Source organism: Gemmobacter serpentinus (genome assembly GCF_008973825.1).
GTDB lineage: Bacteria > Pseudomonadota > Alphaproteobacteria > Rhodobacterales > Rhodobacteraceae > Gemmobacter > Gemmobacter serpentinus.
The window spans coordinates 44162-67088 of the sequence record NZ_WCHR01000020.1; the positions used below are offsets into that span (position 1 = coordinate 44162).

A 22927-nucleotide genomic window follows, 5' to 3' on the forward strand; every position below is an offset into this window, starting at 1 on the left:
GGGATGGGTTGTCCGGCGGATCGGCGGCCGGAAGAGCCACCCGGGCTTGCACCGGGTCCATGCGAATGCCCTTCTTCTAGCTGCTGATCAGCGGGCTGCCAAGCGGCCATAGCCCGGCCTCCCGATCACATTCCCGCCGAACACGCTTGCATCAGTTGACGAACATTTCATGAACAAATAACCTTGCGCCATGGCTAGAACCCTGCAAGACAAGCTCGCCATCCTTTCGGATGCAGCCAAATACGATGCCTCCTGCGCGTCCTCGGGGGGCGAGAAGCGGGATTCGCGCAAGGGCGGCATCGGATCTTCGGGCGGCAGCGGCATTTGTCACGCCTATACGCCGGACGGGCGCTGCATCAGCCTGCTGAAAATCCTGATGACAAACTTCTGCATCTTCGACTGCGCCTATTGCATCAACCGGGTGTCATCGAATGTCGAACGCGCGCGCTTTTCGGTCGAGGAGGTCGTGACGCTGACCCTTGAGTTCTATCGCCGCAACTATATCGAGGGGCTGTTCCTGTCCTCGGGGATCATCCGCTCGCCGGACCAGACCATGGCCGATATGGCGCGGATCGCGCGGGTCTTGCGACAGGATCACGGTTTCAAGGGCTATATCCACCTCAAGACCATCCCGGATGCCAGCCCCGACCTGATCCGCGAGGCCGGGCTTTACGCCGATCGCCTGTCGATCAATGTCGAGCTGCCGCAGGATACCAGCCTGCGCCAGCTTGCCCCGGAAAAACGCCCCGAGACAATCCGCTCCGCCATGGCGCAGGTCCGGCTGGAGGGCGAGGCCGCAAAGGACAAGACCCTGACCGGCAAGCGCCCGCCGCGTTTCGCGCCTGCCGGGCAATCGACGCAGGTGATCGTCGGGGCCGATGGCACCGATGATGTGACGATCCTGAAAAGCTCCACCCGGCTATACACCGGCTACAAGCTGCGGCGGGTCTATTATTCGGCCTTTTCGCCGATCCCCGATGCCTCATCGGCGCTGCCTCTGGTGCAGCCGCCCCTGCTGCGGGAACATCGGCTGTATCAGGCCGACTGGCTGCTGCGCTTTTACGGCTTCAGCGCCGAAGAGATCGCAACCGGCGCAAAGGCAGGCCATCTGGATCTGGAGATCGACCCGAAGCTGGCCTGGGCCTTGCAGCATCGCGGGCTGTTCCCGCTGGATGTGAACCGCGCCACGAAGGACATGCTGTTGCGCGTGCCGGGCTTTGGCACCCGCATGGTGGACCGCATTCTGGCCGCCCGCCGCAATCGCACCCTGCGCTATGAAGATCTGGCCCGCATGGGCGCGCTGATGAAAAAGGCGCAGCCCTTCATCACTTTGCCGGGCTGGTCGCCCCGAGCGCTGACCGACAGCACCGACCTGCGCGCCCGCTTCGCGCCGCCGCCGGTGCAACTGTCTCTGCTATGAGCTTTGCGGTCAGCCTGCCCCCGCATGGCGCGTTCGCCGCCTGGCGCGACGCCGCCCGCCGCGCCATCAGCCATCGCCTTGTCCCCTCCGAGATCGACTGGTCAGGGCAGGGCGGGCTGTTTGCGGCCCTTCCTCTGCCCGAGGGGATGGGATCGCATGAGGCGCGGGTGCCAGCGGCTTTTGTGAAACTGGCGGGGTCAGTCATCTGGCATTCCGATCCCGCCCGCCATGGCCTTTTATATGAGGCCCTGTGGCGGCTGGATCATCGCAGGGGCAATCCACTGTCGCAGGCCGATCCGTTGGGGCGGCGGCTCAATCTGATGGCCAAGGCGGTCGGGCGCGACATCCACAAGATGCACGCTTTCGTGCGGTTCCGGGAATTGCCCGCCCCATTGCCAAGCCAAACCCGCCGCCGCTTTGCTGCCTGGTTCGAGCCGGAGCACAATACGCTGGAACCGGGCAGCGCCTTCTTCGTCAGGCGTTTTTCCGATATGGACTGGATGATCGCAACGCCGCGCCTGACCGCAAGGTTTGATGCGGGCAAACTTGGCTTTCACCCCGGCGGCGCGCGGCCCGATCTGCCCGAGGATGCCTCGGAAAGCCTATGGGCCACTTATTTCGCCAATATCTTCAATCCGGCACGGGTCAAGCTGGACGCGATGCGATCCGAGATGCCGAAGAAATACTGGAAGAACCTGCCGGAAACCCGGCTGATCCCCGACATGCTGAAAGATGCCGAGGCGCGGGTGGCCCGGATGCAGGCCGCCACCGCCACCGCGCCACGCCCCGGATCGGCGCCGGTCTCGACGCGCTACCGTGCGGCGATGCCCGTGGCCCCCGACCTGCCCGAAACGCTGGCCGAGGCCGAGGCGGCCGCGCAGCAATGCCGCCGCTGCGGCTTGTGCGAGGCCGCGACCCAGACGGTATGGGGCAGCGGGGCAGCCGCCGCTCGGCTGATGCTGGTCGGCGAACAGCCCGGCGACCGCGAGGATCTGGAGGGCCGGCCCTTTGTTGGCCCCGCGGGTCAGTTGCTGCGCGATGTGATGGCAGAGGCCGCGCTGGATGCCAGCACGGTCTGGCTGACCAATGCGGTGAAGCATTTCAAGTTCACCCCACGCGGCAAACAGCGCCTGCACCAGAACCCGAGCAGTCAGGAAATCCAGCAATGCCGCTGGTGGCTGAGGCTGGAACTGGCCTTCATCCAGCCGCAGCTTGTGCTGGCGCTTGGCGCGACGGCAGCCTTTGCCCTGACCGGAAATGATGCCCCGCTTGGCCCCCGGCGTGGCACGGTGGAAACCGGGCTGCATGGCGGGCCTGTGCTGGTCACATGGCATCCCGCTGCCATCCTGCGGCAAAAGGATGCGCAGAGCCGCGACGAGATGAAAGCCGCGCTTTGCCGCGATATCGCCATCGCGCAGCGCCAGCTTTCAACGGCAGGTCCGACCGCATGACAATGGCCGCGATGGTCGTCGGCGCGTCGGCCTTCTCCCGCATCGGCTGGGCGCGGATCGACATTTGATGCGACATGACGAAAGCCAAGGCGCGCCCCCGGGACAGATCGTCGTTCCTGCTCGTTCACCTGAATCCCAAGGCGCGTCAGCGTCCTCCGCTCCATCGCCAGAACGGCATAATAGAAGGTGAGCGACAGCCGATCGACGAGATCAACGAAGAACTGGATATCCTGGGATAGTGCCCTGGCCCGGCCCTTCAGCGCGCAAGTCTAGGGGGCCAGTCCAGGCGCCAGTGGACCATGGAAAGGAGATCGGGGGCGCAAGACCGGGCCTGATGGATGGTTTGGGGATTGAGCAGGCTGCAACGGTCTCAAGCGCGCCTGCGCCCAGCAGCCAGACGGTTGGCAATGGCCAAGAGCGAGGGCCGCAGAGCGGCAAGAGCGGCAAGAGCGGCAAGTGAGGATCGGAGGCAAGAACAGGCCGGCGGCAAGAGCAGACTGGCGGCACAGAAACAAGGCCGCCGCAAAGAGTTGCGGCGGCCCCGGATAAATCTGGCACAGCAGGCTGATGTGGGTGACAGACCTTGGCTTATTCCACATCACCCGCCTTGGGCAGCGCGGCCCAGGCGGCAAGAAACGCCTCGCGGTTCTTGGCCGCATCTGCCTCATCCAGCGCAAACAGCTTGATATCCGCGATCTCGGGCAAGGCGACATAATCCGAGACCTTGATATCGGTGCGGCTCGGGCGGCGGAAGGCCACTTCAAGCAGCGCGATCTGCGCCTCTTTCGACAAAAGCGCATCGATCGTCTTCTTGGCGACCTCGCCCGAAGGGGCATTCTTGACCAGCGCCGCATATTCCGGCGAGGTAAAGGTGCCATCCGCCGGGTAGACCAGCGTCAACTCCTCCTGCCCGCCATCGACATAGGCATAGCTGTTGGTTTCATAGGTCAGGCCGACGGCATATTCGCCCATCGCCACCCCCTTGGGAACGTTCGAAGACGAGCCGGAAATCACCATGTTCGCCACGACCGCCTTGTAGGTCGCCTCATCGAGCAGTTTCGACAGACCCCAGACGATGGTGTAGCCGGTTGAGCTATTGGCCGGGTCTGCAATGATGATGCGGCCGTTCCAGGCAGGGTCCGCCAGATCCGCCCAGGTCTTCGGGGCCTCTTGCCCGTCAAGCTGATCGGTGTTCACCAGCATGGTCACGACATGCAGGTTGCCCGGCAAGAACAAATCACCCGGATAGCGCAGTTCGGGCATCATCGCCTCCAGCGCGGGCGAGGCATAGGGCTCGAACAGTTGCTCATAAGCCCCCAGCGTATTGGCCGAAGACGACCAGAACACATCGCTTTGCGGGGCAGCCGCCTCGGCCTCGATCCGGCGCAACAGGACGCCAGAGCCGCCGGTGATGACGCCAAGATTGACCCCCGCCTGCGCCTTGACGGCGGCCTGGACGGCCTCATAGGCGGGAACCGGGTTCGAGGTGTAAAGCACCGGGTCTGCCAGCGCGGGCAACGCCATCGCAAGGGAAAGGGCTGCGGCGAAGGGCACGGATTTCAGGAACATCTTGATACCTTTCTGTTGGGTTTTCTTATCATTATCGGGTTGTAGCCAGGCCTTTGGGAAATGGGCACGGCTGGGTCATTTCACGGCGAACACGTCGATGCGGAACACGCGCGCCGCCACGATGATGGGGATCAGGATCACCGCCACCAGCACCAGTCCATAAGCCGAGGCATAGGCCATCAGACCGGAGTCGATCAGGCGGAAGACCTGAATGGGCAGCGTCTCGCGTCCGCCCGAATAGACCAGGATCGATGCAGACAGTTCGGCCACAGTGGTGGTCCAGGTCAGGATCCCCGCCGAGATGATCGCAGGCAGCATCACCGGAAGCACTGCCTTGAAGAAACTGGCAACCGGCGGCACGCCAAGGCTGATCGAGGCCTCTTCCAGCGAGTTCGGGATATTGTGCAGTGTGGCCTGGCCATTGCGCATCCCAAAGGGCATCCGGCGGATCACATAGGCCAGCACGATGATCGCAGCCGTGCCCGACAGCGGCAACCAACCGCCATGGAAGGATGCCAGCAACCCCACCCCCAAGACCGTGCCCGACAAGGCCAGCGGAATGGCCGAGACGTAATCGACAAACGGGGTCAGGACATTCGGCTTCTTCACGACAAGGTAGCTCACCACCGCCGAGAAGCCGATCGAGATGAGCGTGGCGATTCCGGCATAGGTCAGCGAATTGATCAAAGGCTGCGGCGCGGTGACAAAGACCCGCTCCAGATTGGCCAGGGTCCAGTTGCCCCATTGCATGACCGGCCCGCGCGAGGCGGTGAAAGCGCCAAGGATGATCGAGATCAGCGGCAGCAGCGAAATCAGCACCACAAGCCCGGCCAACAGCGCCACGCCCGCGCCTTTGATCCCGCGCAGGGGCTGTGGCTTGGCCCCCCTGCCCTGCACGATCTCGTATTTGCCGCGCCGGACGATCCAGCGGTTCAGGAACAGCACCACCATCACGATCAGGACCGAGACGCTTGCCAGCGTGGACTGCATGGTGATGTCCGCAGCCCCTTCGGCCACGGCGGCCTGATAGGTCACGACAGACAGCAAGGGCAGCCGATGTGACAAGATCATCGAAATGGCGAAATTGCCCACCGTCATCGTGAAGACCAGCAACGCCGAGGCGAGAACCGCGGGCATGATGACAGGCAACATCACCTTGATCCGCGAAATGCCCGGCGCGGTGCCAAGGCTTTGCGCGGCCTCTTCCAGTTGCACGTCAAAGCGGGCAATGGCCGAGACGACCCCGATATAGACATAGGTGTAATAGATGAAGCTCATCGAGGTGATCAGCCCGAACCAGCCATAAAAGCTGGGCAGGCGCAGGCCGATTTCGCGCAGGGCACGGGTGATCAAGCCATTGTTTCCCAGCATCATCAGCCAGGTCTGAGCGGCAATCACCTCGGGGATGACCAGCGTGATCAGTGGCAAAAGCGCGATCAGCCCCTTGCCCGGAAAGCTGTGGCGCGCGGTGACATAGGCCAGCGGCACCCCGATCAGGGTTGCGATCCCGGTCACGGCCGTGGCCAGGATCAGCGTGTTCCAGATCGCCTGAAGATATTTCGGGTTGTCCATCAGCCGCGACCAGCCATTCGGCCCGTCACCGATCACGCTCGCCGTCAGGATATTGGCCAAAGGATAGAGCACAAACAGGCCAAGCAGCGCCAAAGACAGCACCGTCAGCCAGAACCAGGGTGTGCGGATCTGGGTCATCATGCTGCAATCACCCGTGCCTCGGCGGCATTGATCCCCAGATTGACCGCCGCCCCGGGCAGGAACCCGTCATGGCTAGGGCCATGCAGTTCTGCCACAACCTCCAGCCCTTTGCCCAAATCCAGCCGATAGCTGGTCTTGGAGCCCAGATATTGCCGCGAGCGCACGGTTGCGGCCAGGTTCTGCAACCCCTCTTGCGGTGCTGCGGAAAGATGCAGGCTCTCCGGGCGCAGGATCACCAGCCCCTCATCGGTCTGCGCCCCGTCGCGTGCATCGGTGGCCATGATCGGGCCGCGACCGAAATCGGCCTCCACCAGACCGGATGCCGCGCCGCGCAACCGGGCCGGCAACCGATTGGCCGACCCCACAAAATCTGCGACATAGCCAGTGCGAGGCGTGGCATAGATCTGCTGCGGCGTCCCCAATTGCTCGATGGCACCGCGATTCATTACCCCGATCAGATCGGACATGGACAGGGCCTCTTCCTGGTCATGGGTCACGAAAACCGTGGTGATATTGGCCTCGCGCTGCAGTTCGGTGATCGTTTCACGGATCTGGATGCGCAGCTTTGCGTCCAGGTTGGAAAGCGGCTCATCCATCAACAGCACGGCGGGCTTGATGACCAGCGCGCGGGCCAGGGCCACGCGCTGCCGCTGCCCCCCCGAGAGGGCCGCCGGATGGCGATTCCCCAGATGGCCAAGGCCCACGCGCTCCAGCGCCTCGGCGATCTTGCGCGCGACATCCGCCCCCCGCTCGCCCCGCGCATGAAGACCATAGGCCACGTTCTGGTTCACGGTCTTGTCGGGAAACAGCGCATAGTCCTGAAACACCATGCCGATGGCGCGCTTATGGGGCGGCAGCCGCGTCACATCCGTGCCATTGAACCGCAGGCTTCCCCCCGCCGCTGGAACGAAGCCCGCAATGGTGCGCAACAGCGTGGTTTTGCCACAGCCCGACGGCCCGAGCAGCGTGAAGAAGCACCCTCCGGGAATGTCGAGGCTCAGCCCCGATATCACGTTTTCCTTGCCGTAAGTGACGGTGAGATCGTCGATCCTGATACCCATCCCAGCTTCCCCGTTTGTCGTTTGTGTTTATGCGTCCAGCCCGGCCTCGGCGGCGATAACCGCAAGGGCAGCGTCATGGCAGCGCAGGCCGCCCGCAGCGAGGATGCGCCCATCGCTTTCCAGCGTGAGCGGACGTCCCGCCCAATCCGAGATCACGCCCCCGGCCCCCTCGATGATCGGGCGGAACGGCGCGAAATCGAACACCTTCTGCCCGGCATCCAGCGCAAGATCGCTGCGCCCTTCGGCCAGCCGTCCGTAATTCAGACAGGCCCCGCCATAGACGCGGTTGGCTGTGACACGGCGCAGCGCATTCAGCACCGGCAATTCGGCCGCGCTCATGTAATCCTGATTGGAATTTGTCATCACGGCCTGCGCCAGCCCGCTGCAATCACGGCAACGGACCTTGGTGCCGTTCAGCGTGGTCGCACGCTCCGGCGCGCCCAACCAGCGGGCATCGACGGCAGGCACATCGATCACGCCCAGCCGTGGCACCCCGTCGACCGCAAGGGCGATCAGCGTGCCATAGACCGGGATGCCGACAATGAACGGTGCGGTGCCATCGATCGGGTCCAGCACCCAGACATGCGAGGCCCCGGTCTCATGATCCTCTTCCTCTTCCCCGATGATTCCATGCGCGGGAAAGCGCGCCGCAATCATCTGGCGCAGCTTGGCTTCGATCAGGCGATCAATGCGGGTGACGAAACTGCGGTCGGGCTTCACCTCGACGTCCAAGCCGCGCGCAGTTTCCTGCGCCAGAATGGTGCGGGCGGCCTCTGCCAATTCCTCGGCGAAAGCGACGTGTTGATCTTCGATGCCAGCGGAATGGCCCATGTCTTGGTCTCCCCGCGTCAGCGCCCGTGCAGAACCAGCCGCCCGGCTTCAACCGGGGGACGGGGCGCAGGCGGTAGCCGCGACTCGGTCTTTTCTTCCTGATGGAGATCACGGTAGCGCGTGCGCCCAAATGTGGCAATATGTGTTTTATGTGTATTTGTGTGTATTTCACAATTTTCTTGTGCCATCTGTGGCATTTTACGGCAAATTCAGCCATCCAGAGGACCAGATCCGTTGATTCAGGTGTGGCAGAATGTGGCAAGAAGAGCGGTATCGCCGCATCCGTGATCAACTGGCCGCCTTTGGCCAACTGTCGGTCGATCAGATCACCGAAGAATTCGGGGTCTCCCGCGAGACCGTCCGGCGCGACCTGATGGAGTTGGAGCAGGCTGGCGAGTTGCGCAGAGTGCGCGGCGGTGCCGTTCCGGTGAAGCGGGAAGACACGACCTTTGGCATCCGTGTCACGCTGCGTCTGCAAGAAAAGCGCGCCATCGCCCGCGCCGCATTGACGCTTCTGAAAAGTGGCATGACGATTTTCATGGATGCAGGCTCAACCAGCACCATCATGGCGGAAACGCTGGCCGAGCCGCACGGGCTGACTGACCTCAATATCATCACTAATTCGGTGGATGTGGCCCGGCTGCTGGCAGAGCGCCCGGAGCAGGCAGGGCGGCGCTTTCGCGTGCTGATGCTTGCGGGTGAAATCCGGCATGATCCAATGGAAACCCACGGTGCCGCGACCATCAATGACATCCAGCGATATCGCGCGGATGTGGCGCTGCTTGCTCCCTGGGGGATCGATGCCAGGATGGGGGCGATGAACTATTTCATTCACGGCGCGGAAACCGCCCGCGCCATGGTTCGCAATGCGGATCAGGTCATCATTCTGGCCGATCATTCCAAGATCGCCGCCCCGGCGCGTTCGGTCTTCTGCCCCTTGGCCGATATCGATCACCTGATCGTCGACGAGGCCGCGACCGCCCGCCCGGGCTTTGCCGAACTGGCTGAAGCCCTGCCGGGGCTGATCGTCGCGGGCCGCTGACCGCCCTGTCTGCAAAAGCTGAGACCGCCCGCCGGCCAAGGCCCGCGCTGCGAGAGCACCAGGGTCATGCGCCTGCCACGATCCCGGACGCTGCCACACAGGCGCAAGGCGCCATCCGATCTGCGCCGCGTCCTGCCTCAGCGGTTGTCGGCCAGGATCATGCCCGCCGCCTTTTCGGCGATCATGATGGTGGGCGTGTTGGTGTTGCCCGAAGGAATGGTCGGCATGATCGAGGCATCCGCGATCCTGAGCCGCCCAAGCGCACGGAATTTCAGCCGCGGATCAACCACCGATGCCTCATCGGCACCCATGCGGCAGGTGCCGACCGGGTGGAAGATGGTGGTGCCGATCTCGCTTGCCGCCCGACGCAGATCGGCCTCGGATTGGTAATCCGGCCCGGGCCGGTATTCCTGCGGTGAAAAGCGCGCGAAGGCGGGTTGGGCGGCAATCTCGCGCGTCAGGCGGATGGCGCGGGCCGCCACATCCAGATCGCCTTCGGTCGACAGGTAGTTCGGGCGGATCGCGGGGGCCGCGCGGAAATCGGCGCTGCGCGCATGAACGGAGCCCCGGCTTTCAGGCCGCAGATTGCAGACCGAGGCCGTCATGGCCGGAAAGCTGTGGACCGGCTCGCCAAATTTATCAAGGCTGACCGGCTGGACGTGATATTCCAGATCCGGGGTTGCCTTGTCGGGGCCAGAGCGGGTGAAAATGCCGACCTGGCTGGGGGCCATCGACATCGGGCCGGAACGCTTCAGCGCATATTCCAGGCCGATCATCGCCTTGCCCCAAAGGCTGCTGGCCTTCTCGTTCAGGGTGGGCACGCCCGTGACCTTGTAGATCATCCGAAGCTGCAGGTGGTCCTGCAAATTCTCGCCCACGCCCGGCACTTCGCAGATCTGGTTGATCCCGGCCTGTGCCAGCGCATCGCCGCGCCCGATGCCGGAGCGTTCCAGAATATGCGGCGACCCGATCGCGCCCGCCGACAGCACGGTTTCCGCCTGGGCCCGCGCGCGGTGCATCTGGCCGCCATGGTGATATTCCACGCCGCGCACCTCGCCCTCCTCGACGATCAGGCGCACCACCTCTGCCTCGGTCAACACCCGCAGATTGGGGCGGGACAGGGCGGGGCGCAGGAACGCCTTGGAGGTGTTCCAGCGGATACCGGAGCGCTGGTTCACGTCAAAGTAGCCGCCGCCCTCATTGCTGCCCTGATTGAAATCGGGAGTTTTCGGGATACCGGCCTGTTCGGCGGCGTCGAGAAAGGCGTCCAGCACCGCCCAGCGGACGCGCGCCTTTTCCACCCGCCATTCACCCTTCGCACCATGCAGCTCTGATGCGCCAAGGTGATAATCCTCATGGCTGCGGAAGACCGGCAGAACGTCATCCCAGGACCAGCCGATGCAGCCCAACTGGCGCCAATGATCGTAATCGGCCGCCTGCCCGCGCATGTAGATCATGCCATTGATTGACGAACATCCGCCCAGAACGCGCCCGCGCGGATAGGCTAGGCTGCGCCCGGCCAGCCCCGGATCGGCCTCGGTCTTGAAGCACCAATCGGTGCGCGGGTTGGAGATGCAATACAAGTAACCCACCGGGATATGGATCCAGTGGTAATTGTCACGCCCGCCCGCCTCCAGCAGCAGCACCCGGTGGCGGGGGTTTTCCGACAGGCGGTTGGCCAGCACGCAACCCGCGGAGCCCGCCCCGACGATGATATAGTCATATTCCTGCATGGCAGTCTCCATGCCCGGCGCGCGGCGCGCCAGGCGGAAAGGGTGGAAGGAGTGAACAGGGTGGGCCGAAGTCGTCCCCCAGTGGGGGCTCAGTTTTCCGGGTTGAACCCCAGCCTGCGCCCAAGGCGCGAGGCGTAGAATTCACCGACCAGCCCGCGTCGGAACAGCAACACGCAGACCATGAAGACCAGCCCGGTGATGATGGTGACCGGGAAGTTGGAGGTGGCCAGATAGTTCTGCAAGGTCACGATGAGCCCGGCACCGAAGACCGGCCCCAGCAATGTGCCGATCCCGCCCAGCAGCGTCATCAGCACCACTTCGCCCGACATCTGCCATGTCACATCGGTCAGGGTGGCAAACTGGAAGACCAGCGCCTTCATGCCGCCAGCAAGGCCCGCCAATGCGGCCGACATCACGAATGCGCCCAGCTTGTAGCGGGTGACCGAATAGCCCAGCGAGATCGCGCGGTTCTCGTTCTCGCGGATCGATTTCAGGATCATCCCGAAGGGCGAGTTCACAAAGCGCCAGATCACCAGAATGCCGATCAGAAAGACCGCCAGCACGAAGTAATACATGGTCAGGGTATGGCTCAGGTCGATCAGGCCGAACAGATGGCCGCGCGGCACCGACTGGATCCCGTCCTCGCCATGGGTGAACCCGGCCTGAAGGCAGAAGAAATAGAACATCTGCGCCAAGGCCAGCGTGATCATGGTGAAGTAGATCCCTTGCCGCCGCAGCGCGATCAACCCGATCACGAGACCAAGCCCTGCCGCGCCGATCACCCCTGTCAGGATCGCGAGTTCGGGCGTGAAGCCCCAGACCTTCGCGGCATGGGCGGTGAAATAGGCCGATCCGCCAAAGAAGGCAGCATGGCCGAAGGACAGCAGGCCGGTATAACCCAAGAGCAGGTTGAAGGCGGCCGCAAACAGCGCAAAGCACAAGAGCTTCATCAGGAAGATCGGATAGACCCCGAGCGGCGCGATGAGGGCCAGCATCAGCAAAGCCAGCACAATCGCGATGCGGATGCGCGCGGCCTGCGGATGGGGTGCCGGGGCATCGGTGCCAGCGGTGGCTTCCGGGTTGGAATGGGCATGTGCCATGTCAGACATCCTTTCCGAAAAGGCCCGCAGGCCGCAGGATCAGAACGATCGCCATGATGACGAAGATCACGATATTCGAGGCTTCGGGATAGAACACCTTGGTCAACCCTTCTGCGATGCCCAGCAGGTAGCCCGTGACGATGGCCCCCATGATGGAGCCCATGCCACCCACGACCACCACCGCAAAGACCACGATGATGATGTTCGATCCCATCAGGGGCGATACCTGATAGATCGGGGCCGCCAGCACGCCGGCAAAGGCTGCGAGCCCCGCCCCAAGTGCATAGGTCAGCGTCAGCAGCAGCGGCACATTGATGCCGAAGGCCTGCACAAGACTTGGGTTTTCGGTGGCCGCGCGCAGATAGGCCCCCAGCTTGGTGCGCTCGATCAAGGCCCAGGTCGCGATACAGACCGCGAGCGAGGCCACGACGACCCAGCCGCGATAATTCGGCAGCACCATGAAGCCCAGATTGCTGGCCCCCGACAGGGCCGAAGGCGCAGGATATGGCTTGCCGGATGCGCCAAAGAAATAACGGAAGGTGCCCTCGATCACCAGCGCAAGGCCAAAGGTGAACAAAAGCCCGTAAAGGTGATCCAGCTTGTAAAGCCGCGACAGCATGGTCTTTTCGACCACAGCCGCTGTCAGCCCGACAATCACCGGGGCCAGCAGCAGCGCCACCCAATAGCTCACCCCGCCATACATGGCGAGCAGCAGCGCGGCAAAGGCACCCAGCATATATTGCGCGCCATGGGCAAAGTTGATGACCCGCAGCAGACCGAAGATCACCGCAAGACCCAGCGACAGAAGCGCATAGAACGAGCCGTTGATCAGCCCGATCAGCAATTGGCCCATGAAGGCCTGAAGCGGGATTCCGAATATCATCGTCATATCAGATCCCCAGCTCCTTGTTCAGCAATTCCATATTGGCCGTAAGGTCAGAGACCGGGAAATCGGCGATCATGCGACCGTGATCCATCAGATAGAACCGATCCGCCACCTTGGAGGCGAAGCGGAAATTCTGTTCGACCAGCACCACGGTCATGCCGCGCGATTTCAGCTGCACCAGAACCTCGCCGATGCGCTGGATGATGACCGGGGCAAGGCCCTCGGTCGGCTCGTCCAGCAAGATACATTTCGCGCCGGTGCGCAGGATGCGCGCCATGGCCAGCATCTGCTGTTCGCCGCCCGACAGCTTGGTGCCGGGGCTTTTGCGCCGCTCGGCCAGGTTGGGGAACAGATCATAGATCTCGTCAATGCTCATGCCGCCCGGGGCCACGATCGGCGGCAGGGTCAGGTTCTCCTCGACCGAAAGCGTCGCGAAGATGCCACGCTCTTCCGGCACGAAGCCAAGGCCTGCATGGGCCACGCGGTGCAGGGGCGCGCGCATCATGTCCTGCCCGTCAAAGGTGATCTGGCCGCTGCGCTTGCGCAAAAGCCCCATGATCGTGCGCAGGGTCGTGGTCTTGCCCATGCCGTTGCGGCCAAGGATGCAGATCATCTCGCCCTGGGCCACGGTCAGGTTCACGCCATGCAGGACATGGCTTTCGCCATACCAGGCCTGGAGATCGGTTACTTGCAGAAGCGATGCCGTCATCCTTCGGTCCCCATATAGGCGGTGCGCACACGGGCATCCTGCGAAACGGTGGCATAATCGCCCTGTGCGATGATCTCACCGCGCTGAAGCACGGTCACCTGATGGCAGATATCGGCCACAACCGAGAGATTGTGTTCCACCATCAGCACGGCGCGGCTCTGCGCCACATCGCGGATGATCCCTGCGACCATATGCACATCCTCATGGCCCATCCCGGCCATCGGCTCGTCCAGCAGCAGCACCTCAGGCTCCAGCGCGAGGGTGGTCGCGATCTCGAGCACGCGCTTGCGGCCATAAGACAGATCTGCGGCGCGGCTGTCGCGATAACGGGTCAGCCCCAGATCGTCGATCAGCGCCTCGGCCCGGCCATTCAGCCGGTCCAGCGCCTTCAACGGCAGCCAGAACTGTGTCGCCAGATTGTTGGGGCGCTGCAACGCCACGCGCACATTCTCCAGCACGGTCAGATGCGGAAAGACGGCCGAAATCTGGAATGACCGCACCAGCCCCATCCGCGCGACGCGGTCAGGCTTCATCTGGGTGATATCATTGCCAAGCAGCGTGATCTTGCCACGCGTTGGCTGGTGAAACTTGGTCAACAGGTTGAAAACCGTGGTTTTCCCGGCCCCGTTCGGCCCGATCAGTGCATGGATCTGCGCATGTCGGACATCGAGGTTCACGTTGTTGACTGCGGTGAAACCCGCGAAATCTTTTCCCAGGTCACGCGCGGAAAGAACGATCCGCGCCTCCCCTGAAGGCGAGACGGTGTTGGTCATGATAGCCCCGATCCCTGCTCGAACATCTATGATTGTCGAGAACCGGGGGCCACCTTCGGGCAGCCCCCGGAACCGGAGTTACTTGACCAATGCGCAACCGGATTTCGCCGGGTCCAGATAGGCCTGATCGCCGGGGATCGTCGCCTTGACGGTGTAGTAATCCCAGGGCGTGTCAGACTCGCCGGGCTTTTTCACTTCCATCAGGTAGACATCGCTGATCATCCGGCCATTGGCCGCGACCTTGCCATTGCTGGCGAAGACATCGCTGACCGGCAGTTCGTGCAGCTTGGCGGCAACCGCTTCGGTCTCGTCGGTGCCCGCAGCCTCGATGGCCTTCAGATAGGACAGCACGGCCGAATAGGTGCCGGCATGAACCATGTTCGGCATGGCGCCGGTGCGATCCATGAAGCGTTGACCGAAGGCGCGGGTCTCATCGGTGCGGTTCCAGTAGAAGCTTTCGGTCAAGTTCAGGCCCTGCGCCGCATCCAGACCGATGCCATGCACCTCTGCCAGCGTGAACAGCAGCGCCGCCAGACGTTGACCGCCTGCCGTGATGCCGAATTCGGCAGCCTGCTTGATGGCGTTCTGGGTATCCATGCCGGCATTGGCCAGGCCGATCACCTTGGCACCCGAGGCCTGGGCTTGCAGCAGGAACGAGGAATAATCGGTGGTCGCCAGCGGGTGACGCACCGCACCCAACACGGTGCCGCCCTTTTCCTTCACGAAATTCGAGGTGTTTTCTTCCAGCGAATAGCCAAAGGCGTAATCGGCAGTCAGGAAGAACCAGCTATCGCCGCCTTCTTCCACCAGCGCGCCGCCGGTGCCCACCGCCAGCGCATGAGTGTCATAGGCCCAATGGAACCCATAGGGCGAGCATTGCGCGCCAGTCAGTTCGCTGGTGGCCGCCCCGGTATTGATGGTGATCTTCTTGGCTTCGAGGCTGAGCGCCTGCACCGCAAGGCCAACCGAGGAAGAGGTCAGCTCCATGATCGTGTCGACCTGCTCGGTATCATACCACTGGCGGGCGATGTTCGAGGCGATATCGGCCTTGTTCTGGTGGTCTGCGGTGACCACTTCCACCGGCGCGCCCAGAACCGTGCCGCCGAAATCTTCAACCGCCATCCGGGCGGCCTCATACGAGAATTTGCCGCCGAAATCTGCATAGACGCCGGACTGGTCGTTCAGGATGCCGATCTTGACCTTGCCGTCGCTGACCTCGGCCAGTGCGGGGGCGACGCTCAGGCCGACAAAGGCCACGCTTGTCAGAAACTTTCTCATAATTCCTCCCTTGGCGCATACGCGAAATTCCGGCGTTCAATCGCCGGATCATTCAGATTTTGGCAGAAGCAGATGCCACCCTCCGCGTGCCATCTGTGTTGATGTTAATATCGAGCATCGTTTCAGAGCAAGATTTAGTTGATTGTATATTTTGGACAGTCCATTGTTCATTTTCTGTATTATGAAGGGATCTGCAATGACCGCACAACAAATGAGCTGGGATGACCTTCAGTATTTTCTGGCGGTCGCGCAGACCGGACAACTCAGCCGGGCCGCATATGCCTTGCAAAGCAGCCATGTCACGGTCAGTCGCCACATTGACCGGCTGGAACAGGCCATCGGCGTGGCCCTGTTCCATCGAGGGCCAAAGGGCTATGCGCTGACCACGGCGGGTTTGCAGCTGCGCGATTTCGTCGAAAAACTCGAGGCGGATACCAGCCGCCTGCCGGCGCTGCTCTCGGGGGTGCCCTCTGATATCGTGGGTCCGCTCCGGCTCAATATGCCCGAAGGGATGTGCAACTTCTTCTGCGCGCAGATCCTGCCCGAGTTCAGGCGCAAGTTTCCCAAGCTGGCACTGGAGATCGCGGCGATCCAGCAACTGGCGGTTTTCACGCCCAATGCGACCGATATCTCCATCGTTCTGGATCCCCCGAAAAGCAGCCTGTATCACTCGGAAAAGATTGCAGATTATTCGCTTCGGGTTTTCGGTGCCAACGCCTATCTGGATGCGCACGAGCCGATCACTTCGCGCGCCGATTTTTTGGCTCATCCCTTCATCGGCTATATCGACAGCATGGTTTTCATGCCAAGCCTCGACTACCTCGTCGAAGTCGCGCCAAAGCTGCGGGCGACGCTGCAATGTTCGTCGATCTTTTCCCAGCTGAAGGCCGTTCGGCACGGGTTGGGCCTTGCCGTTTTGCCGGATTTTCTGGCGTCTCGATACAGCGATATCCGCCCGGTATTGGGAGATAGCGTGGCCTTGCAGCGCAGCTATTGGACCGCCTGCCGCAGCGATCTCCGCCATGCCCCGCGCGAATCCGTGGTGATCGAGGAAATGATCCGCAGCATCAGGGCGCGGGCTGCCCTGCTTCTGGGCGCGACGCTGGAGCCGGGCGACCCATTGACAGGGCCCCTGTCAGACAGCCCGGCGGGCTGACAGCAGATCGCGTCCCGCGCCACGCTCCAGAACGTCGCAGTTCAGCATACCGAGGGCGACAGCACCCGGTCATGGCACAGCGCCTCGAAATGGGGCGTCAAAGCGGGATCATGCCGCGCATCGCGGTGGTGCCGCGGCCCAGTTCCACGCCAACCGAGAAGCGCGGCAACTGGCCGCCAAGACCGAGCGCGGTTGCATGGGCGTCGCCGATGGCTGGCACAGGCACCGGGACACCTGACACCGGGACTGGCACCGGAATCCCGGCCGCACATCGCCACGTCCATGGCGCAAGGGGGCCTGCCGCAAGATAGTATCGCTGTGAATGCCCCACAGACAGGTCCGGGAACCCGAATGAGAGACATGCGTTGAGAGAACAGGCTGTCGCCGACGGGGCGCCCCGCAGGGTGTCACGGCGTCAGACCAACAGGAGGGACAAATGGACAATGAAAGCATCGGCTGGATCGCAGCCATCATCATCGGCGGTCTCGCGGGCTGGATCGCCTCGGGCCTTATGAAGTCCGATACCGGGATCTTCCTCAATATCATTCTCGGGATCATCGGCGCGGCGGTTGCGCGCTTTCTCTTTGGTCTTCTCGGCGTCTCCTTCGGCGGGTGGCTTGGCTATCTCGTCGCAGGTGCGGTCGGTGCCTGTATCCTGATCTGGGGTGCCCGCGCCATTCGGCGCTGACGCCGCTGACCGCAGGGAAGCTTGCAGCGGCCCCGACATATCGGGGCCGCCAAACCTCATTTCCGCTTCTTGCCGGCCTCGTTCACCGCCATCACCGCAAGCGCGGTCAGACGGGCATTGGCGGCCTTTTCTTCATCAAGCACCGAACTGAGCAGGGTTTGGGCCTCGTCATGCCCCAGAACCTTCGCCCATTCCCGCAAGGTGCCATAGCGCGCGATCTCGTAATGCTCGACCGCCTGGGCCGCGCCGATCAGCGCCACGTCCAGCGCATGGCCCTCGGCCTCTTCGATCAAGCCATCGGCCTCTTTCAGCAATCCGGCCATCGCATCGCATTTCTCGCCCGAAGCCTTGTGCCCAAGGGATTTGAACACTTTGTCCAGCGTGGCGATATGGCCCTTGGTTTCGGTCAGATGGTCGTCGAACGCGCGCTTCAACTCGGCGTTGCCGACTGATTTCGAAACCTTGGGCAATGCCTTCAGCAAGGCCGTCTCGGCCCAGTAGATATCCTGCAAGGTATGCAGGAACGCATCCTCAAGCGTCTTCATAGGGTCCTCTCTGGAATGATGTCGCAAGGTCGCCCGCCCTGATCGGGCGGGCGATGACAGGTCAGGAAAGGATCAGTGGCGATGCTCTGGCAGCGCCTTCAGCTCGTCCTTGGTCCAGCGGGTCACCGCATGGACGGCGTTGCTTTCGTCGCGCATGAAAGCAAGGTCACGGGCCGGAACCGCCACTGGCTTTGCCCCAATGCCAAGAAAGCCGCCGACATCGACGATAACCTGCGCCCCGACACCCAGACCATGCACTTCGGATACATGGCCGATCTTTTCATCCCCAGGCCCGTAGATCGTCGCGCCACTCAGCACGGGCTCGGTCAGTTCGGTGTCGTTCAGGCGGATATGCTTCGTATGGTCCATGGCAGTCTCTCCTTTTCACAAACACTCGTGGGGGAAAAACGCCCCGCCATCAGGACGGGTTCCGGCCTGCCATCCGCCATCGGCGGGAGATCGCCGGACAGCGCGTGACGCATACCCATGCCGGACGCCGAATACCCCGGCCCCAAAGCCCCCCAAGTCCCCCGGCCCCGACCTTCGGGAGCCGAGACATCCAGAGCCGCGTGTTCAGACCGTGCCCGGAACATCCGCCCAGATACGCACCCCCCTGGCCAGGGCTTGGGCAAAGCAGGGCATGGGCAAGTCGGGCACGCTGCAAGGCTGCCTGCGTCGGAATGGCAGGGCTTGGGTCGTGCCACCAGACATGCCCGCTTCAGGACCATCCCCCGCTTTGGAACCCCTTCCCGATCGGGAAGTTGGTCACCGTGAGATGGGTTCACGATTTACTGCCACAATTCAACTTACTGCGGGGTGCGGCTGTGCTGATCAACTTGGGATATGAGATCGAAATCACCTGCGAACAACCGACCGAGGTGATCGCATTGTTGGACCCACATCCCGATCTTGACTGCAAGGTCGTCCGCACAAGCGGCTTGCAGATCACTCCCTCCATCCAGGACCGGACCTATATCGACCGCTACGGTAATCGCTGCCTGCGGCTGACCGCCCCCGCAGGTGTCACGCGGCTTTTCCGAGACAGTGTGATCGCGATGGACGGGCACCCGGATCCCTGGCCCGCCCCGAAAGATGGCACCACAGATGGCGCCGTCAGGGAAAGCCCGGTCAGCGCGCTGCCGGATGACGTTCTCGGCTATCTTCTTGCCAGCCGTTACTGCGAAACCGATCTGATGATGACGCAGGCCTGGGCGCTATTCGGCCATGTGCCACCCGGCTGGGCAAGGGTGCGCGCGATCTTTGATTATGTTCACCAGCATCTTACCTTCGGCTATCAGCACGCGCGCGCCACCCGCACCGCCTCCGAGGCCTGGAAAGAGCGCGTGGGTGTCTGCCGTGACTTCGCCCATCTCGCGATCACGCTCTGTCGCTGCATGAATATTCTTGCACGCTATGCCAACGGCTATCTGGGCGATATCGGCGTGACGGCAAACCCTGCCCCGATGGACTTCAACGCCTGGTGTGAGGTCTGGCTGGAAGACCGCTGGGTGACGCTTGACGCGCGCCACAATACGCCGCGCATCGGGCGCGTTGTCATTGCGCGCGGCCGCGACGCGACCGATATCCCGTTGATCCACACCTTCGGCCCGCATCAATTGACGGCTTTCAGGGTCTGGACAGAAGAAGTGCCCGATACGGAAGTTCGCTCGGTCGCCTGACACCTCAGCCCCGATCCCGACCCTCGTCCAGAAACAGCTCCCGCGGAAGGCGCAGGATCAGACGCATCCCATTAGCGGTAAGATCCCGCGTGAACCTGCCACGAAACTGGCCCTCAACCACGGCTGTCAGAAGTTTCGAGCCAAATCCCCCACCCTCCGGGGTCTGCGCATCGGCATGGACATGCCCCTCTTCGCGCCATTCGATCGTGACCCCATCGGTGTCCCGCTGCAACGCCACGAAAAGCCTGCCATCCGGCGCGGCGATGGCACCATATTTGGCTGAATTGGTCGCAAGCTCGTGGAAGACCAGCGCAAAGGCTGACACCGATTCCGCGCGGATCCGGAGGGCGGCCCCGTTCTGGGCGTCTTCGGTGACCGTCTCGCGGCCTTCGTCGCTCTGACGGTATGGCGCGAGAACCTCGCGCAGAACATCCATCAGCGCAACGGCCTGATCCCTTCCCGTGGCCTTGACCAACCTGTGCGCCTTGTGCAGCAGGGCAAGCCGTTCCCGGATTTCCAGCGCGAAGGGCTTGGCCTCCGGCCGGTCCCGCAGCGACAGGCTGATCAGCCCGCTCACCAAGGCAAAAAGATTGCCGATCCGGTGGTCAAGTTCACGGTTGACCAGGTCACGCTCGGTCTCCAGCAGCTTGGCATCCTCGATATCGGTGGAGGTGCCATACCAGCGTGTGATCGTCCCCTCCGCATCCCGCACCGGAAGGGCGATGACACGCAACCAACGATAGCCGTCACGATGATGCCGGAACCGATAATCGACATCATAGGGCTGGCCCGTCTTCAGACAGGTCGACCATTCCTGTTGAACGCGGTCGTGATCTTCGGGATGCACCAGATCCGCCCAGAGTGTCGGCGTGAGATTGGCATGGGCGATCCCGGTGAATTCCGTCCAGCGACGATTGAAGAAATCATGATTGCCATGGCGGTCGGTGCTCCAGACGATCTGGGGGATCGCCTCGACCAGCGTGTCAAATCTGAGATTGCTGTCGGCCAGCGCCGCCGCCGCCTCGGACTGGATGGTGGTGTCGATGACAATCCCTGCAAAGCCAGAGATGGTGCCCTGTTCATCAAGGATTTGCCGCCCCGAGACGACATACCAATGCAATGCGCCATCCGCGGTGATCGTGCGGAACCGGCTGTGAAAGGTGCCGCCGCCCTTCACCGCCGCATCGACTGCGGCCAGAACCCGGCCGCGATCGTCTTCATGCAGGTTTTGCAACAGCGTCTCGATCGCGATGCCCGACCGCGCATCAGCCGGTGAAATGGCGTATTGCGCGGCCAAGGTGCCATCGATCATCATCTTGCGGGACCGGATGTCGAAATCCCATGTGCCAATGATGCCTCCCGCCTCCAATGCGACATCGACGCGTTCTTGTGCCCGCGTCAGGGCGCGTCGTGTCAGGATATGGTTGGTGGTCTCGCTCGCGGCCATCAACGTCCCAAGGATCTGACCGTCATCGCCGATGATCGGCGACAGTCCGAGGTTGAACCAGCAGGTGGTGGCCGCACCGTCGCGGATCAGCCGGATCGGCTGATCCTTCAGGCGATGGCTTCGCCCCCGATAGGCGTCATCGATCTTCTCGCGATAGAATTTCCGTGCAACCGGCAATGAGTCAAAGATCGGTCTGCCCTGTGCCTCCTGCCATGCATCCCCGAAGATCTCGCGGGCGGCCACGTTGCAGACAACAATCCCCTCACGCCCGATCAGCACCGCCATAGGCGAGGCGGCATAAAGCACGGTCCTGACCGTCGCGCGCAAGGCTGGCGGCCATGCCGCAACCGGACCTGCGGCTGTCCTCTCCCAATCAACCGCGAGAATGGCTGCGCGGATGCCATCGCGCGCATCCGTCGGCCCGCAGAATTCTTCGCTCTCTGGAAACAAGCGTTCAGCCATGGATCACCGCCAGGAACCGTCACCAAGTCGACGGAGATTAGAGCCGGGTCTGGAATTGTGTCCAGACGGTCGTCACTTCTGGCAGAATCCCAGTGTGATCGCCAGCGTCCATGTTCTGGGGCGGCTTGCCGATGCACGGCGCTGCCCTGAAACGCGCATGGGCCAGCTCGGCGGCGCGGCACGCATGTTGGCGGGCTCATGCAGCCGCGCGCGTTCGTCAATCGGCAGAGGCCATAGGCGGGGGTGCCGCCCCAGTCCGCAGCAGCAAGGTGCGTTGCACAAAAAACATGCCTTGCGGGAGCGCGGTCACAACATCATTCGGCCCGCAATCCTGTCGGGCCGTTGCCTGCCGATCCCGGCAAGCCCCGAACCGGGCCAATGGAACAGAAAGATGCAGGCCTGACAGCCTGCGGGAGCCGTGCGCCCTGCCCCTGCCCGCGACCGCCGCTCCTGCACGGATGGTCGTCGGTTGCAGCCCGATCAGGCCATGGATCACATCCGCATCAGCAACCCGCCATCCACCGCCAGTTCGATCCCGGTGATGTAGCTCGCCGCATCCGACAGCAGGAACAGCGCCGCATTGGCCATATCCTGCGGCGTGCCGATCCGCCCCAGCGGCGCATAGGCCGCAACGGCCTTCAGCACTTCCTCATTGTCCCACCGCGCCTGCAACGGCGTCACCGCCATACCCGGACAGATCGCGTTGGAGCGGATGCCTTCCGCCGCCAGCTGCATCGCCAGCGACTTGGACAAGGCGCAAAGACCGGCTTTCGAGGCCTGATAGGCATCCTGCGGCTGGGGGTCGCCGCGATACCACTGGATCGTCGAGAAATGCACCATTGCCCCGCCGCGCCCGGACTTGCGCATGAAGGGAACGGCGGCACGCGCGGTCAGCGCAGGCGCAGTCAGGTTGATAGCAAATACCTGATCCCAGACCGCCATATCCATCTCAAGCACCGATTTGTCGCGCCCGAACCACAGCACACCCGCCACATTGGCCAGATAATCGATGCCGCCGCGCGCCTCGCCCGCGCGGGTGATCGCATCGGTTACAAAGCCCGCATCAGCCAGATCGCCGGTGCAATAGGTCAGCCGGTCGCCAAAGCCTGCAAGGCTGTCGGGCTGCGGCTTCAGGTCGATGGCCGTGACGACCGCCCCCGCCTCCAGCAGCCCAAGGGCGATGGCCTCGCCCATCCCCCCACCTGCCCCGGTGACCACGGCATGACGGCCGGAAAAGTCATATTTGATCATTCTTCAGCTCCCGCCAGCCCGATTTTTGACCCGGGCGTTCATTCTTGAATTTCGGTGAGCCTAGGGCCTTTCATCCGAAAGACAAGCCAAAATAGAAAAAAGTTGCTAAAATGGAAATTTCAGGTTTGTATCC

The 22927-nt window shown here is 62.8% G+C and carries 22 protein-coding genes and 1 other annotated feature; of the genes, 7 read left to right on the forward strand and 15 right to left on the reverse strand.

The window, feature by feature from the left end:
• Positions 1 to 6: 6 nt before the first annotated feature.
• Positions 7 to 62 (reverse strand) — a sequence feature (sul1 is cis-regulatory element that is thought to sense ions involved in sulfur or methionine metabolism; They are found in Alphaproteobacteria).
• Positions 63 to 190: 128 nt separating this feature from the next.
• From GBJ34_RS13090 to GBJ34_RS20580, 3 genes are all read left to right on the forward strand, one after another.
• The gene (locus GBJ34_RS13090) at positions 191 to 1420 is read left to right on the forward strand and encodes a putative DNA modification/repair radical SAM protein (RefSeq protein ID WP_151719659.1); all 1230 of its coding nucleotides are present in this window, start codon (positions 191 to 193) and stop codon (positions 1418 to 1420) included.
• A complete protein-coding gene (locus GBJ34_RS13095; protein WP_151719660.1) occupies positions 1417 to 2871 on the forward strand; it encodes a UdgX family uracil-DNA binding protein in 1455 nt (484 codons plus the stop codon). Before GBJ34_RS13090 ends, GBJ34_RS13095 begins: the two co-directional genes overlap by 4 nt.
• A 74-nt stretch (positions 2872 to 2945) precedes the next feature.
• Complete coding sequence (locus GBJ34_RS20580) at positions 2946 to 3110, forward strand: hypothetical protein (protein WP_192931214.1); 165 nt, start codon at positions 2946 to 2948, stop codon at positions 3108 to 3110.
• Positions 3111 to 3459: 349 nt separating this feature from the next.
• On the opposite strand, the gene GBJ34_RS13100 is transcribed toward GBJ34_RS20580, so the two are convergent.
• From GBJ34_RS13100 to GBJ34_RS13115, 4 genes are all read right to left on the reverse strand, one after another.
• Positions 3460 to 4440, reverse strand: a complete 981-nt coding sequence (locus GBJ34_RS13100; protein ID WP_151719661.1) for an extracellular solute-binding protein — start codon at positions 4438 to 4440, stop codon at positions 3460 to 3462.
• Positions 4441 to 4515: 75 nt separating this feature from the next.
• Complete coding sequence (locus tag GBJ34_RS13105; protein WP_151719662.1) at positions 4516 to 6153, reverse strand: ABC transporter permease; 1638 nt, start codon at positions 6151 to 6153, stop codon at positions 4516 to 4518.
• The gene (locus tag GBJ34_RS13110; protein ID WP_151719663.1) at positions 6150 to 7214 is read right to left on the reverse strand and encodes an ABC transporter ATP-binding protein; all 1065 of its coding nucleotides are present in this window, start codon (positions 7212 to 7214) and stop codon (positions 6150 to 6152) included. The genes GBJ34_RS13105 and GBJ34_RS13110 overlap by 4 nt, the downstream gene beginning before the upstream one ends.
• A 27-nt stretch (positions 7215 to 7241) precedes the next feature.
• The gene (locus GBJ34_RS13115; protein ID WP_151719664.1) at positions 7242 to 8045 is read right to left on the reverse strand and encodes an inositol monophosphatase family protein; all 804 of its coding nucleotides are present in this window, start codon (positions 8043 to 8045) and stop codon (positions 7242 to 7244) included.
• Positions 8046 to 8298: 253 nt separating this feature from the next.
• Here GBJ34_RS13115 and GBJ34_RS13120 point away from each other — a divergent pair, with 253 nt between their 5' ends.
• Positions 8299 to 9087 carry a DeoR/GlpR family DNA-binding transcription regulator gene (locus GBJ34_RS13120; protein ID WP_151719665.1) on the forward strand — a complete coding sequence of 263 codons (789 nt, stop codon included), beginning with the start codon at positions 8299 to 8301 and terminating at the stop codon, positions 9085 to 9087.
• Between the two features lie 137 nt (positions 9088 to 9224).
• Here GBJ34_RS13120 and GBJ34_RS13125 read toward each other — a convergent pair whose 3' ends face one another.
• From GBJ34_RS13125 to GBJ34_RS13150, 6 genes are all read right to left on the reverse strand, one after another.
• Entirely contained in the window at positions 9225 to 10820 is a 1596-nt protein-coding gene (locus GBJ34_RS13125) for a GMC family oxidoreductase (protein WP_151719666.1), read from the reverse strand.
• Between the two features lie 89 nt (positions 10821 to 10909).
• Positions 10910 to 11920, reverse strand: a complete 1011-nt coding sequence (locus tag GBJ34_RS13130; RefSeq protein ID WP_151719667.1) for a branched-chain amino acid ABC transporter permease — start codon at positions 11918 to 11920, stop codon at positions 10910 to 10912.
• Between the two features lies 1 nt (position 11921).
• Positions 11922 to 12809, reverse strand: coding sequence for a branched-chain amino acid ABC transporter permease (locus GBJ34_RS13135; RefSeq protein WP_151719668.1), 888 nt, complete (start codon positions 12807 to 12809; stop codon positions 11922 to 11924).
• 1 nt (position 12810) lies between these two features.
• Complete coding sequence (locus GBJ34_RS13140) at positions 12811 to 13515, reverse strand: ABC transporter ATP-binding protein (RefSeq protein WP_151719669.1); 705 nt, start codon at positions 13513 to 13515, stop codon at positions 12811 to 12813.
• Positions 13512 to 14288: an ABC transporter ATP-binding protein gene (locus GBJ34_RS13145; protein WP_151719670.1), complete on the reverse strand. Its 777-nt coding sequence runs from the start codon at positions 14286 to 14288 to the stop codon at positions 13512 to 13514. The genes GBJ34_RS13140 and GBJ34_RS13145 overlap by 4 nt, the downstream gene beginning before the upstream one ends.
• 78 nt (positions 14289 to 14366) lie before the next feature.
• The gene (locus tag GBJ34_RS13150) at positions 14367 to 15566 is read right to left on the reverse strand and encodes an ABC transporter substrate-binding protein (RefSeq protein WP_151719671.1); all 1200 of its coding nucleotides are present in this window, start codon (positions 15564 to 15566) and stop codon (positions 14367 to 14369) included.
• A 196-nt stretch (positions 15567 to 15762) separates the two neighbouring features.
• On the opposite strand from GBJ34_RS13150, the gene GBJ34_RS13155 reads away from it, so the two are divergent.
• Positions 15763 to 16722, forward strand: coding sequence for a LysR family transcriptional regulator (locus GBJ34_RS13155; RefSeq protein WP_192931215.1), 960 nt, complete (start codon positions 15763 to 15765; stop codon positions 16720 to 16722).
• Positions 16723 to 16819: 97 nt separating this feature from the next.
• Here the strand turns inward: GBJ34_RS13155 and GBJ34_RS21095 are convergent, their stop codons facing one another.
• On the reverse strand, positions 16820 to 16948 hold the full coding sequence (locus GBJ34_RS21095; protein WP_264177070.1) for a hypothetical protein: 129 nt from the start codon (positions 16946 to 16948) through the stop codon (positions 16820 to 16822).
• A 210-nt stretch (positions 16949 to 17158) separates the two neighbouring features.
• Between GBJ34_RS21095 and GBJ34_RS13160 the strand changes: the two genes are divergently transcribed.
• The gene (locus GBJ34_RS13160; protein WP_151719673.1) at positions 17159 to 17410 is read left to right on the forward strand and encodes a GlsB/YeaQ/YmgE family stress response membrane protein; all 252 of its coding nucleotides are present in this window, start codon (positions 17159 to 17161) and stop codon (positions 17408 to 17410) included.
• Positions 17411 to 17466: 56 nt separating this feature from the next.
• On the opposite strand, the gene GBJ34_RS13165 is transcribed toward GBJ34_RS13160, so the two are convergent.
• Both GBJ34_RS13165 and GBJ34_RS13170 read right to left on the reverse strand, forming a co-directional pair.
• Positions 17467 to 17955 carry a YciE/YciF ferroxidase family protein gene (locus GBJ34_RS13165; protein ID WP_151719674.1) on the reverse strand — a complete coding sequence of 163 codons (489 nt, stop codon included), beginning with the start codon at positions 17953 to 17955 and terminating at the stop codon, positions 17467 to 17469.
• 72 nt (positions 17956 to 18027) lie between these two features.
• Complete coding sequence (locus GBJ34_RS13170; protein WP_151719675.1) at positions 18028 to 18324, reverse strand: PRC-barrel domain-containing protein; 297 nt, start codon at positions 18322 to 18324, stop codon at positions 18028 to 18030.
• Between the two features lie 455 nt (positions 18325 to 18779).
• Between GBJ34_RS13170 and GBJ34_RS13175 the strand changes: the two genes are divergently transcribed.
• Positions 18780 to 19634 (forward strand): transglutaminase-like domain-containing protein, encoded by an 855-nt coding sequence (locus GBJ34_RS13175; protein WP_151719676.1) that lies wholly within the window; start codon positions 18780 to 18782, stop codon positions 19632 to 19634.
• A gap of 4 nt (positions 19635 to 19638) precedes the next feature.
• Here the strand turns inward: GBJ34_RS13175 and GBJ34_RS13180 are convergent, their stop codons facing one another.
• Positions 19639 to 21543 carry a PAS domain-containing protein gene (locus GBJ34_RS13180; RefSeq protein ID WP_151719677.1) on the reverse strand — a complete coding sequence of 635 codons (1905 nt, stop codon included), beginning with the start codon at positions 21541 to 21543 and terminating at the stop codon, positions 19639 to 19641.
• 492 nt (positions 21544 to 22035) lie between these two features.
• Positions 22036 to 22794, reverse strand: coding sequence for an SDR family NAD(P)-dependent oxidoreductase (locus tag GBJ34_RS13185; protein ID WP_151719678.1), 759 nt, complete (start codon positions 22792 to 22794; stop codon positions 22036 to 22038).
• Positions 22795 to 22927 lie beyond the last annotated feature (133 nt).